12 protein-coding genes and 4 tRNA genes are annotated in these 14,466 nt (G+C 44.8%); 9 read left to right on the top strand and 7 right to left on the bottom strand.

The window, feature by feature from the left end:
• Positions 1–22: 22 nt before the first annotated feature.
• Positions 23–1,195 (bottom strand): acyl-CoA dehydrogenase family protein, encoded by a 1,173-nt coding sequence (locus HADU_RS01525; protein WP_004809773.1) that lies wholly within the window; start codon positions 1,193–1,195, stop codon positions 23–25.
• 176 nt (positions 1,196–1,371) lie between these two features.
• On the opposite strand from HADU_RS01525, the gene HADU_RS01520 reads away from it, so the two are divergent.
• The 5 genes from HADU_RS01520 (at position 1,372) to HADU_RS01500 (ending at position 6,594) form a co-directional block, all read left to right on the top strand.
• The gene (locus tag HADU_RS01520) at positions 1,372–1,629 is read left to right on the top strand and encodes a succinate dehydrogenase assembly factor 2 (protein ID WP_008302635.1); all 258 of its coding nucleotides are present in this window, start codon (positions 1,372–1,374) and stop codon (positions 1,627–1,629) included.
• Entirely contained in the window at positions 1,622–2,008 is a 387-nt protein-coding gene (locus tag HADU_RS01515; protein ID WP_008302633.1) for a hypothetical protein, read from the top strand. The genes HADU_RS01520 and HADU_RS01515 overlap by 8 nt, the downstream gene beginning before the upstream one ends.
• Before the next feature lie 535 nt (positions 2,009–2,543).
• Entirely contained in the window at positions 2,544–3,584 is a 1,041-nt protein-coding gene (locus tag HADU_RS01510) for a hypothetical protein (RefSeq protein ID WP_034592054.1), read from the top strand.
• A gap of 59 nt (positions 3,585–3,643) precedes the next feature.
• Positions 3,644–4,222: a rhombosortase gene (gene rrtA / locus HADU_RS01505; protein WP_008302628.1), complete on the top strand. Its 579-nt coding sequence runs from the start codon at positions 3,644–3,646 to the stop codon at positions 4,220–4,222.
• 176 nt (positions 4,223–4,398) lie between these two features.
• A complete protein-coding gene (locus HADU_RS01500) occupies positions 4,399–6,594 on the top strand; it encodes a TRAP transporter large permease subunit (RefSeq protein ID WP_008302626.1) in 2,196 nt (731 codons plus the stop codon).
• Positions 6,595–6,637: 43 nt separating this feature from the next.
• Here HADU_RS01500 and HADU_RS01495 read toward each other — a convergent pair whose 3' ends face one another.
• The 6 genes from HADU_RS01495 to rnr form a co-directional block, all read right to left on the bottom strand.
• Positions 6,638–7,525, bottom strand: a complete 888-nt coding sequence (locus HADU_RS01495) for a DMT family transporter (protein WP_004809765.1) — start codon at positions 7,523–7,525, stop codon at positions 6,638–6,640.
• 55 nt (positions 7,526–7,580) lie between these two features.
• On the bottom strand, positions 7,581–8,012 hold the full coding sequence (locus HADU_RS01490) for a hypothetical protein (protein ID WP_004809764.1): 432 nt from the start codon (positions 8,010–8,012) through the stop codon (positions 7,581–7,583).
• 28 nt (positions 8,013–8,040) lie between these two features.
• Positions 8,041–8,241: a YheV family putative zinc ribbon protein gene (locus tag HADU_RS01485; RefSeq protein ID WP_171056624.1), complete on the bottom strand. Its 201-nt coding sequence runs from the start codon at positions 8,239–8,241 to the stop codon at positions 8,041–8,043.
• Positions 8,242–8,281: 40 nt separating this feature from the next.
• The gene (locus HADU_RS01480; protein WP_004809760.1) at positions 8,282–10,321 is read right to left on the bottom strand and encodes a M3 family metallopeptidase; all 2,040 of its coding nucleotides are present in this window, start codon (positions 10,319–10,321) and stop codon (positions 8,282–8,284) included.
• A gap of 163 nt (positions 10,322–10,484) precedes the next feature.
• The gene (locus HADU_RS01475; RefSeq protein ID WP_004809758.1) at positions 10,485–10,862 is read right to left on the bottom strand and encodes a hypothetical protein; all 378 of its coding nucleotides are present in this window, start codon (positions 10,860–10,862) and stop codon (positions 10,485–10,487) included.
• 119 nt (positions 10,863–10,981) lie between these two features.
• Positions 10,982–13,429: a ribonuclease R gene (gene rnr / locus HADU_RS01470; protein ID WP_008302611.1), complete on the bottom strand. Its 2,448-nt coding sequence runs from the start codon at positions 13,427–13,429 to the stop codon at positions 10,982–10,984.
• A 262-nt stretch (positions 13,430–13,691) separates the two neighbouring features.
• Here rnr and HADU_RS01465 point away from each other — a divergent pair.
• The 4 genes from HADU_RS01465 to HADU_RS01450 all read left to right on the top strand — a co-directional run bounded on the left by HADU_RS01465 (position 13,692) and on the right by HADU_RS01450 (position 14,372).
• A tRNA-Ser gene (locus tag HADU_RS01465) sits at positions 13,692–13,781 on the top strand.
• A 16-nt stretch (positions 13,782–13,797) separates the two neighbouring features.
• Positions 13,798–13,874, top strand: a tRNA-Arg gene (locus HADU_RS01460).
• Between the two features lie 48 nt (positions 13,875–13,922).
• Positions 13,923–13,999 (top strand) — tRNA-Arg (locus tag HADU_RS01455).
• A gap of 296 nt (positions 14,000–14,295) precedes the next feature.
• Positions 14,296–14,372, top strand: a tRNA-Arg gene (locus HADU_RS01450).
• Positions 14,373–14,466: the final 94 nt, after the last annotated feature.

Here is a 14,466-nt window from a genome sequence, read left to right as displayed (position 1 = left end):
TTATCTGTTTATATGATCTTAATTAAATTGCTCGTGAGATCAATTCTTTCATGATTTCATTGGTTCCAGCATATATACGGTTCGCACGATGATCGATGTAGGCACGAGCAATTGGATATTCCAGCATATAGCCATATCCACCATGTAGTTGCAGACATTCATCGACTACCTTACTGAACATTTCTGAAATTTTGTATTTTGCGGCAGCAGCTGCATCTACGCCTAGCTGTTGCTGTAACTGTTGTTGCATACAACAATCCAGATAAGCTCGACAGATTTCGATTTCAGTACGTAGTTCCGCCAGCTTAAAACGAGTGTTCTGAAATGCTGAGATAGGTTTGCCAAAAGCCTGACGTTCCTTAGTGTATTTCACCGTATGTGCAAAAGCAGCTTCAGCGCCTGCCTGACAGATCATTGCCACAATCAGGCGTTCCCAGGCCAGTTCTTTCATCAGCATCATAAAACCCATACCGGGCATACCCAATAAATTTTCTTTAGGAACACGCACGTTATCAAAGAATAGTTCACAGGTATCCTGGCCTTTCATGCCGATTTTATTTAGCGGTTTGCCTTTACTAAAACCAGCACGGTCAGCTTCTACCATGATCAATGAAAGATTAGCTGAGCCTTTGTCACTATCGCCTGTTTTACACACTACAATTGCCATATCGCAAAGATAGCCGTTGGTGATAAATATTTTCGAGCCATTAATCACATACTCATCACCCTCCAACACGGCACTGGTGCGTACAGCCTGAAGATCTGAACCTGTGCCGGGTTCAGTCATCGCAATCGCAGTAATCACTTCGCCACTGGCCATTTTTGCTAGCCATTGCTGTTTCTGGGCTTCATTGCCGAAATTCAGAATATAATTCGCGACGATATCGGAATGTAGGGAAAAACCGGTCGCTGAATCACCGGCATAAGCTTGTTCTTCAATCAGAATCATACTGTAAAGCCGATCCACACCTGAACCACCATATTGTTCTGGTAAAGTCGGGCAGAGTAGCCCTAGGCTTCCTGCCTTATTCCATAGTTCGCGATCTACGTGTTGTTGCTGTTCGAAGCGTTCGGTATGCGGAATGACTTCCTTTTGATAGAATTTGCGCACCGTCTCGCGGAAAGCATCATGCTCAGCATTAAACAAAGTACGCGGTAAAAGATGCGACATTGGTCGAATCGCAGCAGATTGCATGATCAGGATTCCTTGTTCTGGTTATTGTTCTCATGAACATAAGGGCAGGGTCTATCTGGGGACAATGTGCGAAATGTACAAAATACAGATAATGCTGATGCTTTCCGCCAATTCCCTCGAAAATTACTTGGCGCTTAGGTAAACTACTCATGTTTTTAACACGTTGGGGAAATATGATGACTGAAGACATCAGCCTGGAAGAGCGTAAAGTGATTTACCGCGCACGTCGTGGTCTTAAAGAGTTGGATGTGTATTTTGATCCCTATGTCAAAAACTGCTATTTGACAGCAGACCCATTTGAAAAAGAAATGTTTGCTGAACTCGTAGCGCAAGAAGACCCGGACCTGCTGGACTGGTTTATGGAAGTATCCGAACCGCCACGTCCTGAATTACGCGAGTTTATTAACAAGCTTAAACACTACGTTCATGGATAATCGTTGTTATCAGCTGAAACGCAGCCTGCTTGCACTTACGTTTCAGTTTTTCATTTTTATTGTGTTGATGTTTGTGATGTACCAGTTATTGCCCTTATGGCTATGGGGAATCTGTCTGGTTGCAGGACTGATCATCTATCATCTGTTTTATCGCAAGCGTCCGCAGATCGCCCAGTTTGAATATCTGGATGGTCGGGAATGGACCATTACCCATCATGATCAGCGCATACAGCGTGCCCAGATCAGTCATGTGATTGATCACCAAGCTTATCTGGTGGTGTATTTTCAGCATGCCAAAATACCGCCATTGCTGATCTGGTGTGACCAGTTACCAACACAACAATGGAAGTCATTGAAAGTCCTTACGAAAATGATCTGATTGCCAGGCAATCGGTATTTTCATCAAAATTAAAATTATATATTTTTCAAATTCTTATCTTTATATACTGATCCTTTGTCAGACAATTCACATAATTCTTCGGAAAATATTTGAATTGTCGGACAATTTTCTTAATTGCTTTTATTTTAAACAGGTACATTTGAATCACCGAAGTCAACAGAGGAGATTAATATGGAATTTCCAACGTGGATATTTCCAGTAATCGCGGTAATTCTGGCACTGGTCATTGGACGACTCGGCACTATAGTTAGGGAACAAATTTCAACTCAATCACATTAACAAGCTAAAACGATAAGTTAAAGCTTTCCCAGTTAATAAGTAGCATGTGCTGAACCGTCGCAATGCTACTTTTTTTTGCCCAAAATTCAGTATTTCTTTCGATCAAGTCAATTGCAGAACCGGTAATCAATGGCAAAGTGACTCATCTAATTTAGAGTAAATACTCTTTAATTCATATAGTTCATCTGCTATGTTTAGCAGCATGGACATAATCACAATTATAGAGGACAGGAAAATGTCAAAAGTCCAACAAATATGCCAGGGTATGGCGGCCATAGTAATAACAACAACGGCTTTAACAGGTTGCTCACAGGTGGTTAAAACGGGTGCCAATGTGGCGCTGGGTTTCACTGAAAAACATATAGTGCCACCAATTCTGGCGATGGATGATGCAGAAATGGTGTGTAATTCAGGCAATGCCTTAACACCAGCGATCATGTCAACCAAGGAGATGGGGGCAGATCCGACCCGTGTTGCAGTACTGATGTACTCTGCAGCCGGTATTTGTGCGGAGCAGAAAGCGCTAGATGCCGAACTACGCTATATGCGTGCATCTAAAGCCAATCAGGTTACTGAGGCGCAGGATGCTCGCGTAGAGCAGAAACGTTGGGCAGCATTGGCTGCACAGCGTCAATATACCGGTTACCAGATGTTCCAGAAGCGTTACGAGAAAAAATATAATGTCGCGCTGGGTGAAAGTTGCCCAACCTTGAAGGGTGATACAGAACAGACTGTCTATCTGCTGGGCATGCTCAGTGGCCTACAAGCCATGACCAATGATATTAACTCGGGTGGAGCGGTGCAGGTACCGAAGGACATCGCTGCTGTGGTAGAACGCGGGATGACCTGTCTGAACAATGAAAAATTCTGGGGCGCACCAAATGCTACACGTGCCGTGATCTGGACCTTGTTGCCAGGCGCAGGTGATGGAAAGCCGGATCCATATCAGACCTTGAAACAGTCGACCCAGATTGGTGAACAGAAAGGTGTGCGTTTATCACATGCACTTTATGCCGTAGCTGCTCAGGCATCAGGTGATGATGCCAAGTTACGTGATGCGCTGAAAACTTTTGCACAGGCACGTTCTGATGAAAAACCGGTCAATCCACAATTCAAGCTGATCGACAGTATGGCTTCGATTATGGTGGGTGGCATTGCAGACCGTTACTGGACCGAGCATACCGGTGTTCGTACTGGAGACGATGGCATGCAACGTTTCTGGGATGAAGCGGATACAGCATCTGACCTTGATGATCTGTTTAATGCGGATTCCTGATCCAGTCAGGTCCGTACGTTAAGGCGGACCTAAATTGACATACGCTAAGGGACTAAGCAATGCAGATGCATGATCACTATCTTCGTAACAAGATTGTCTTTCTGGCAGTCTTTGTTGCTTTCTGCGCATGGCTGCAGATATTTAAAGATAGTTTTATCTTTTGGCAAGCTAGCCTGATAAGTGAGCCCTGGCGGCTGTGGACGGCACATTGGGTGCACGTTGGCTGGACGCACTATTTCCTGAATATGCTGGCCTTTATCTGCTTGCCCTTTATCTTTCCACGTGTTTCGGTGTGGAACTTCGTCAGTATTCTACTGGTCTTGCCTCCGCTGATCAGTCTTAGCTTTTATTATTTCCTGCCAGATATTGAGGCTTATGCTGGACTGTCGGGTGTCTTGCATGGTGCGTATGCCGCTGTGGCCTGTGTGCATCTGTTGTATAAGAAAGAACGCAGTTTTGCAGCCTTGGTATTGTTTCTGATTTTTGCCAAGCTGGTCTGGGAAAATACCATCGGCAGTGAGGGCACGGCCCAATTGATTGGTAGTCCGGTACTGGTTGAAGCGCATTTGCTGGGTGTGATCTGGGGGATTGTAGTGACCAATCTATATATCATTGGTAATTACTGGCTGGATCAATGATGCAGTTGGCATAAATAACAAAAAAGAAAATGTAAATTGTCATTTTCATTTCGCACAGTCTGGTGCAGAGTCAGAAGCATAATAATCAGATTGGTCTGTAAATCGGACTTACAAGACAAAGGGAAAGGGAAGCCAAGTATGGTAGACATTCCCAGAGAATAACAATAGGAATACACATGCAAAATGATGCTGAAAACAGATCGGGAATAGGTCTGTTGCGTTATATCTGGACAGAATGGATCTCGACATTTGTCGTACTGGTCTTGCTGTTACTGACTCTTGTCATTGGTACGGGTGAAATGATCCATGGGCAATTGCTGCGCATGGGTGAACGGCTTTATGGCGACCCAGCTACGGGGATGCAGTATTCATTCCTACGTGCTGAACCAACCCGACCGCAATGTGAACGGAACATCGATGTCGATAGCCGTGTCCAACAGCAGATGAAAGCTGATGCTGCCGATGAATATGCCGATTTCTTTGGAGTGCGCTCCGAGGCGGATGTACGTGCAGCAGTCATGCAGGCGCAACAGGTTTGTGAAGAGTCTCATGCTTTCTATACCCAGGCCATAAATCATATCAATGCTCATCCGAGTATTCGTGCTTACCGTAGCTTTGAAACCAGTTTCTTTGGTCTGTTCAAGTTTGGTGTGGAAAACCGTGCGTTGCTGCTGGTGATTATGGTGGTATTTGCTGCCATTAGTGCGACCCTAAAAACTCATCATATTGGTCTGCGCAGCCCAGCCACCAAAATTGATTTCCGGGTCTATACACTGGCTATGCTCGTCGCAAATGCTTTCCTGGCATTCTCCTCCTATAGCCAGTATCAGTCAGTACTGAACTCTGGCGTGGCCATGGGAGAGATGAAATATATCTACTGGCTGTGGATGATTCTGTTTAGCACCTTAACCCTGATCAGCTTGTTCCAGGTGATTAAGTTGCCGAAGCCTACCCGTGAAGGCGGCAGTTTTGGTCTGGCTTTCCTGAGCGTACCGCTGTATGCCTATATGGCCATCAGTACCGGGATTAACTTTACCTTCTTCATGGATTATCCAATGGGGCAAGGGATTTATCTAGGTCAGCTGGTCGAGTTCTCTAGCATCTTCCTGAACCTGGCGCTGTTTATCTGGGCCGGCATGTTGCTGAAACAGACCCGTGTCGTGGATATGTTCCTGAATATTCTGCGTCCATGGAATCTGGCACCGGAAACCCTGACCTGGTTAATCCTGCTGGCAGCTGCATTGCCAACCGCTTATACCGGGGCATCAGGGATCTTCGTCATTGCTGCTGGTGCGATTATCTATAAGGAAGTCTGGAATGCCGGCGGTCGCCGTCAGTTTGCCTTGGCAGCTACTGCCATGTCGGGCTCTCTGGGTGTCGTATTACGTCCATGTCTGTTAATTGTGGTTGTAGCCTCATTAAATAAAGAAGTAACGACAGACTTGCTGTATCACTACGGTGTGTATGTATTCTTGCTGAGCTCGACCCTGTTCCTGGTAATTTCACTGTTTTTTGCTGAAAGCAAGTTCCGTATTGCCCCAGCAGGCGTAGCAGCACCACAATCAGGTCGTGCCTTCCTGGCTGTGATTCCATACATCGTGATCTTTGTACTGATCTGGATGTTCTACAAATATGCATTGTCGACCAATCTGAACGAGTTCACTGCACCAGTAATGATGCCAGTCATCCTGTTAATGATTGTACTGTATGACAAACTGCGCCATCAGCCTGCACCAATACCACCAGTAGGGCATTGGGATGAAAGTCTTAATATGAATCTGAATGGGATTGGTGGTACAGCAGCACAGCCTGAATCGTCACCTGGTTCATCCTTACGTCAGTTCGGTTTCTGGAAATCCATGCATATCTCCAGCAGCGAAACAGTAGGGCATATCGGTGCACTGGTCATTTTGATGGCTTTGTCCGTCAGCGTTGGCGGTTTGCTGGAACGTCTGGAAATCATGGAAGCTTTCCCGACAGATATTAACAGCACGATTCTGGTCATTACCATGATTGTTGGCTTGATGATCTTTGTGGGCATGATCATGGATCCGTTCGGCGCTGTGATTCTGATTTCTGCAACGGTAGCGCCGGTAGCGTACCAATATGGCATTCATCCGGTACATTTCTGGATGATCACCCTGATTGGCTTTGAACTGGGGTATGTGACGCCACCAGTAGCATTGAATCATCTGCTGGCCCGGCAGTCGATTGGTGATGCTGAAGTGGCAGAAGCAGATGCAGAGGTACGACATTTGTCTTTCTATTACCGCTATGAACGCTGGATTCTACCCGTAATTGTGTTACTGCCAGCAATGCTGATCATTGCCTATGTCCCCTACCTGTTCAAGCTGTTCGGCTGGTATCACTAACACCGGATATTAAAAAAGCACCTACGGGTGCTTTTTTCTGCCTTTAAGAGGACGGATGATTTCGTTTAAAGCTGTTTTGTAATAGAGGACTACATAGCAAAATGGCTGAGAAAATCAGAGCCAGTCCAAGCAGGCCCATAATATCGGGGATTTCTTTCCAGAAGATATAGCCCCAAATTCCGGCAAAGATGATCGCCACATAGTTGACAGGTCCGATCTGTCCGGCAGGTGCCAGCTTGTAGGCATTGGACATCAGGATCTGGCTGATATTAGTCAAAACGCCTGCTGCAATCAGATAAGCCAGTTCAGTCAGATGATAAGGGCGCCAGTGCCAGAACATCGGAATCACTGAAACCAGTGTGCCAATAAAGCAAAAATAGAACACGATCCGTTCTGGTGGTTCAGTATCTGTCAGCGCACGTACAGTGACAAAAGCCATAGCCGCTAAAAAGCTGGCACTGAGTCCAATCACTGACATGAGATTAAACAGCCCCGAATCTGGCTTTGTTACACACAAGACACCAATAAATCCGATAGCAGCGGCAAGCAGCATCGCTTTGGTGATCTTTTCTTTTAAAAATAGCCAGGCAATGAAGGGAATGAAAATTGGAGAGGAATAGGTAAACACCATGGCATTAGACAGCTTGAGATGGGCAATGGCATAGAAGAAACCATACATTGCCATTAAACCCACCACAGAACGCCAGACATGCATCCATAACTTTTCAGTTTTAAAGAAACCAACACCTTTACTGAGCAGCAAAGGTAGGAATAACAACATACCCACCGCATTACGGAAAAATACGACAGTCGCGTTATCAACCGTATGTGAAGCATAACGAATACACACCCCCATCATAGAGAACAGCAAAGCCGAGCAGGTGAGCAGAAGGATGGCTTTAATTAGATCAGAAGGGGCTGCGCTGGGCATAAGAAAGCATCGCTAGAAGATTGTGGAATATTCTAGCGAACTATTTGATCAAAAATTATGATTCTTCTGCAAGTTGGGCTTCCAGTAGCTTGAGCTGTTCTTCCTTCAGCCTGATCAGTTCATCGGCATCCTTGTGCTGAGCATCTAGCATGGCTTTTTGCTCATCTAGCTGTGACTGGATATCTTCCAGACGGGATATTTCCTCTTTGGCCAGTGCAGGATTTTCAGGTACTGGAGCTTTAATGAGATCGTCCTGTACCAATCGATTGGCAAGATTTGCTTCTGTTTCAATTGGAGCTACTTGAGCCGTTGCCTCAGTCTTAATAGGCTCTTGAGCAGGAGTAACTGTTACAGTTTCCTGTTCAGGTATTTCCTGAGATGAAGATGCACTAAACCACTGATAAGCAAATACCAGAATCACGACAGTAACTAAAGCCCCAATAATCCCCATTAAAAGTTTAGAACTATGCCTTTGCTCTACACTCATATGTTCAACCTTATTTATTTTTCTATACTTAACGCGGTTTAAACTGAATCACACCCACTTCATCAGGTACAGCAGGAACTTCAGGTTGCTCAACGTGGGTTGGACGGTTTTCCTCATAGCCACATTCAATACACTCAATCCATTCATTCTCGCCAGAGGTCAGCATGACAATCCGATCCATCGCCTGACATTTTGGACATTTAGCACCTGCAATGAAACGACGCTTGATGGTCATCATACTCACCTGTTGATTAATTTAAACAGCTAGTTTAAGCATTTTTTAATGTATTCGTCCAACCTTGATGACGGAGTAGGGCATCAATTTTCGGCTCACGGCCCCGGAAGTTTACAAAAGCATCTAGTGCAGTGTCTTTTCCACCAACTGCCAGAATGTTCTTGCGGAAAGCATGACCCGTATCAGTATTGAAAATGCCTTCTGTTTCAAAACGGTCAAAGGCATCACTGGCGAGTACTTCTGCCCATTTGTAAGAATAATATCCGGCAGCATAGCCACCTGCAAAGATATGGCTAAAGCTATGCTGGAAACGGTTATACGGTGTCGTTGCCAACACGGCATATTTGTCTCGGATCTCATTCAAGGTCGCCTGAACCTGTTCAGCATTCAGCGCTGGATTGGCACGATGAATGGTCAGATCGAACAGGGCAAACTCGAGTTGACGCAAGGTTTGCATGCCTGACTGGAAGAAACGGGCATCTAGCAGGGCTTTCAGCAGATCTGCTGGTAGGACTTCCTTGGTTTCTATATGCTCGCTGAGCAGATTTAGACTGTCCTGATCCCAGGCCCAGAATTCCATGAACTGACTTGGTAACTCAACTGCATCCCAAGCCACACCATGTGTACCGGCAACAGAGATATTGTCTACTTCAGTCAGCATATGATGCAGACCATGACCAAATTCATGGAACAGGGTAATCACTTCATCATGGCTTAGCAGGGCAGGTTTGTCGCCGACCGGTGGGGTAAAGTTGCCGACCATATAACAGATGGGCTTTTGTACGCCGTCATGGGTACGCATGCGAGAGCGGAAACCACTCATCCAGGCACCACCACGTTTACCTTGACGGGCATACAGGTCAAAGTAGAAACCACCGATGACTTCACCCTGATCTTCCAGTTCAAAATAATGTGCATCCGGATGCCAAAGCGGAGCTTCACGTTCGATGACCTGAATGCCATACAGACGGTTCACAATGCTGAATAGACCTCGAATTACTTTTGGGGTCGGAAAATAAGGTTTCAGTGCTTCCTGTGACAGGCTGAACTGCTGCATTTTCAGCTTTTCAGAATAATAACTGCTGTCCCAAGGTTGCAGCTCGGTAATACCATCTTCTGCTGCAATTGCTTTCAGCTCGGCAATCTCTTTTTTAGCAGGCGCACGCGCATGCTCAGCCAGATCACGTAAAAACTCATCTACGGCGTCAACACTTGGTGCCATTTTGCTGGCCAGTGAATATTCAGCATAGTTGTTAAAGCCGAGGAGTGCAGCCATTTCTTGACGCAGACTCAGGATTTCTTCCATCACAGCTGTATTGTCAAATTCAGATTTGTCGGACTGATCTGATGCACGTGTGGTATAGGCCTTATAGATTTCCTCACGCAGACTGCGGTTTTCTGAATGGGTCATAATGGCTAAATAGGACGGGAAATCTAGAGTGGCTACGGGTTGATCCAGTTCATGCTGTTTGCCATACTGTTTGAGCAGTTCAATATTACTTGCCGATAAGCCTGCCAGTTCATCCTCATTTAATGGTCTGAAGTAGGCTTGAGTCGCATCCAATACATGGTTGGAAAAATCTGAAGATAGCTGAGATAAACGTGCGGAAATTTCTGCATAACGTTTTTTCGCTTCACCTTCTAGCGCTACGCCCGAAAGTTTGAAGTCGCGCAGTGCTAATTTAATCGCGCTTTGCTGTGCTGTAGGCAGGTCAGTAAATACCGGCGCATCATGCACATGCTGATAAGTTTGATACAGGGCCGTATGTTGGCCGAGTTGGGTATAGTATTCACTTAAGCCCGGTAATAAGGCTTGATAAACTTCACGCGTTTCCGCATTGTTTTTCACGGCATTGAGATGCGAGAGAATGCCCCAAGCCTCACTCATATTATTTTCAAGTGTGTCGACATGTTCCAAAATGGCAAGCTGTTCCTGAGCTGAATCCGGTGTTTCGGTAAGTTCATTCAGGAATTTTTGACCTTCAGCAATACAGCTTTCAATCTTTTGTTTCAGTTCTGCTAGTGTAATCTGATCAAATTGTGGAACAGGCAAAGTTGCCTTTTCTAAAGTCATGTCGGTCTGCCGATTTATTTCCTATGTTAAATTTAGATGTAGGGCTTATTGGCAAGGAAATCAAGGTGAAACTGGTATTTATTATTTGAATATTGAGAGAAAGAAATTTTCTATGAAAATTATTAAAAAAGCCTATAAATATAAAATTATAGGCTATTAAATTTTAACAGTCTGGATCTACAATGTAGCTTGTTTGATTAAATTTTTGCCATGCGCCTGTAGCAGCACCATCGACTACTAAAATAGAAATAATACCCCAGTCAATAAATACACCTAGAAGAGTAGTAGGATCAAAAGTTTTCTGAGGGATCACTGTTGTTGTTTTGCAGCCATTTTTTTCAGCTTTTAGTACATAATTTTCTTTCTTTTTAAAAGTATAAACGGCGTTATTTTTCCCCATATATTCTTCATTCACATAAAGTTTAGCTTCGGCATCATTACTGCGAATATTTACAGTTTGACTTGACCCATTAAACATAGTTGCACACCCTGCGCTGAAGAGAAATGATGCAGCTAGAATAGGTGTTAGAATCTTTTTCATTTGTTACCCCTTTTAAAAACGTTAAAAGATATCTTTTCCAATAATTTAGTCAAGCTGTTTAGATTTAGGTCTATAGAAAATAAAAAAGAGCGCCGTAGCGCTCTTTTTAACTGTGAAAATCATTCACCCTTTGGCTTTGCATTGGATTTTTTCTTTTTCACTTTGGCTTTTTTCTTTACTTTACCTTTATCCTTTGTTTCAGGCTTTCCTGCAGATTTTTTAGCAGGCTTTTTGCTGTAGGAACTGGGTTTTCCTTTGTCTTTTTTGCGTCGTATGGGTTGTTCTCCATCTGCATTATCTTTGGCTTTGGACTCGCGTTCATGTTTGCCAAAGACTTGTTCAGTCGCTTCCGGACGGACTAAAGGCTTTTTCTCTGCGACACGGGGGGCACGGGCGCGGATTTGACGGCCAGCATGAGTTAACTGTTGTACCAGTTCAAAGTCAATCTTACGTTCTTCCAGATTTACCCCGGCAACCTTGATCTTGACTTCATCCCCCAGACCGAAGATTTGTCCACGGTTCTGACCGACCAGGCTTTGGCTGCTTTGATCAAAGACAAAGAAATCATCACCGAGCTGGCTGACATGTACCATGCCATCTACATAAAGATCTTTCAGGGTAACAAACAGACCAAATTCTGCAGTCGCACTGATAATGCCAACAAATTCTTCACCCAGATGCTGCTGCATGTAGTGACATTTCAACCAGGTCGTTACAGAACGTGAAGCTTCATCAGCACGACGTTCAGTTGAAGAGAAATGCTCACCGGCATCATCCAGTGATGCACCCGAAATCGGATATGGTTTTTGTGCCAACTGTGCTTTAATCGCCCGATGTAACAACAGGTCAGGGTAGCGGCGGATTGGCGAGGTGAAATGCGTATAGGCATCATATGCCAGACCGAAGTGACCATCATTCTTCGCGCCGTAGTAGGCCTGCATCATTGAGCGTAACAGGACTGCATGAATACTTGGGGCATCAATACGGTCTTTGGTCGCTTCAATCACTTCCTGATAATCTTTCTGGGTGGGTTGTTCCGGGAATTTCAGACCGAGTAGCTTGACGAAGTCACGTACTTTCTGAATACGGGAAAACTCTGGTGGCTGATGCACACGGTACAGCATTGGAATTTCATTTTTCAGCGCATATTCAGCCGCCGCCACGTTGGCGAGCAACATGCACTCTTCAATCAGCTTATGCGCATCATTACGGGTGCGTGGCAGAATTTCTTGAATACCACCCAGCTCATCGAAAGTCATATAGGTTTCGACAGTTTCGAATTCCATCGCATGACGATCCGCACGCAATTCTTTCAGCACCTGATACAGCTGGAATAGTGTATTGAGTGATTTGCGTACATCACGATCTTCAGTAATCGCGTTACTGTCACCATCAAAATACTGCGCAACCTGGTTATAGGTCAGACGCGCTTTGGAATGCATCACAGAAGGATAGAACTCAAAACTGGTCACACGGCCTGCACGTGACAGTTTTAAATCACAGACCATACAGAGACGGTCAACATGCGGGTTTAAGGAACATAAGCCATTGGAGAGTGCTTCAGGCAGCATCGGCAAGACATAATGCGGGAAGTAAACCGATGTACCACGTTCCTGAGCTTCGTCATCCAGTGGCTTGCCAACACGGACATAATGGCTCACATCTGCAATTGCCACGACAACACGATAACCACCGCCAGGACGTTTCTCTGCATACACCGCATCATCGAAGTCGCGGGCATCTTCACCATCAATGGTGACTAAGGCCAGGTCACGCAGGTCGATACGACCTTCTCGATCCTTAGCATTGGGTTCTTTAAAACTTTCTGCTTCTTTGATAACTTCATCAGGGAATTCGTAAGGCAGGCCATATTCCAGAATGGTTTGTGGAATGATGATTTCCGTATCTGCTTTATCTGCCATTGACTGGATAATATGCGCAGTCGCAAATTCTTCTTTGGTTGGGTAAGTATCAATCGCAACACGAATCGAATCACCAACTTTAACCTGAGCATGTTCAATCAGTTCTTTTTCTAGGGTGATGGGCTGATGCGCATTCGGACTGGCAGGTTGTACGAAATATTCACCTTCATGCTGGCAGACTTTACCAATAACCTGTTTGACACGATGTTGTATCACTTCAGTAATAAAACCCCAGGCCTTACCTTTGCGGTCGACTGAAGTTTGGCGGACTTTAACGCGGTCACCATTAAAGACCTGGCGCAATTCACGCTCGGGCAGTAACAGATCATCCTGACCGGAAATATTGGCTGTACCCATGCCTTTAGAATTGATATACACCGTGGCTTCATATTCCGGTTGTTCAGTAGCAATCTGGAATTTATAACCATCTTTCATTAACTGGCCATCACGCACCATGGCAATCAAGCGGTGACTCAGGGCATCAATACTTTTTTGATCTGCAATTTCAAAATGTTCCACCAGGTCGGCATGCGACTGGGCATTATTCTTTTCTATGGTTTCTAAAATCAGCGTGCGACTTGGGATAGGGTTGTCATAACGTTCAGCTTCAGCTTTTGCTTCAGGATCGACCCAATTTTTCATCATGTCTTTAAATTTTCCTAGGAGATGGGATTAGCATAAGACATGTGCGCTCAGACTGCACGTAAATGATTGCAATAATCTGTTTAAGTTTCCGTTTTTCGGCGGATTTTCGACTATTGGTTAGAAAGCGGAGCTTTTTCGCGCAATAAGTGTAGAAAAACAGATGAATTGTTTAAAAAGTATTTAATCGAGCAAAAAACTGCACTTTTTTTTAAAGCTTTGCTTGCAGTGCTATGCCGAAATTTGTATTATGGCGGCACGTTACGGTGAGATGGGTGAGTGGCTGAAACCACGTCCCTGCTAAGGACGCATACGGGTAACTGTATCGAGGGTTCGAATCCCTCTCTCACCGCCACGCTTACTTACGTCGCGCGCTCATAGCTCAGCTGGATAGAGCACTTGGCTACGAACTAAGGGGTCGGGAGTTCGAATCTCTCTGAGCGCACCAAGTAAGTTAAGCAGAAAAACGTATTGCCAATCTAGGCACACAAGTTACGCGCTCATAGCTCAGCTGGATAGAGCACTTGGCTACGAACTAAGGGGTCGGGAGTTCGAATCTCTCTGAGCGCACCAACTTGAACAATCAACCGCACATGTTGCGGTTTTTTTGTGCCTGAAATTTTCTGGAATTAGGCTCAAATGCCAGCGCTTAATTTTCGCTATGCCACTATCAATCTGATAACTAAACTAGCTTAAGGTCGAAAGCTGATACGCTATTAATTGCTTTTAGGTATAAATCTGCAGGAAAATTCACCTATAAAACCTGAATTTAACTATATCGTTTATTTACTGTACGTTCGGTTGGGTTTTTATTAAAAAAGACTTAACAAGTTTAGAAAAACATATATAATGCACCCCATCAAGACGTCGCGCTCATAGCTCAGCTGGATAGAGCACTTGGCTACGAACTAAGGGGTCGGGAGTTCGAATCTCTCTGAGCGCACCAAGTAAGTTAAGCAGAAAAACGTATTGCCAATCTAGGCACACAAGTTACGCGCTCATAGCTCAGCTGGATAGAGCACTTGGCTACGAACTAAGGG

It is taken from the genome of Acinetobacter sp. HA, from assembly GCF_000264725.1.
Taxonomy (GTDB): domain Bacteria; phylum Pseudomonadota; class Gammaproteobacteria; order Pseudomonadales; family Moraxellaceae; genus Acinetobacter; species Acinetobacter schindleri.
Note: the sequence above shows the minus strand (reverse complement) of the source record. Positions and strands in the feature narration are given on the sequence as shown.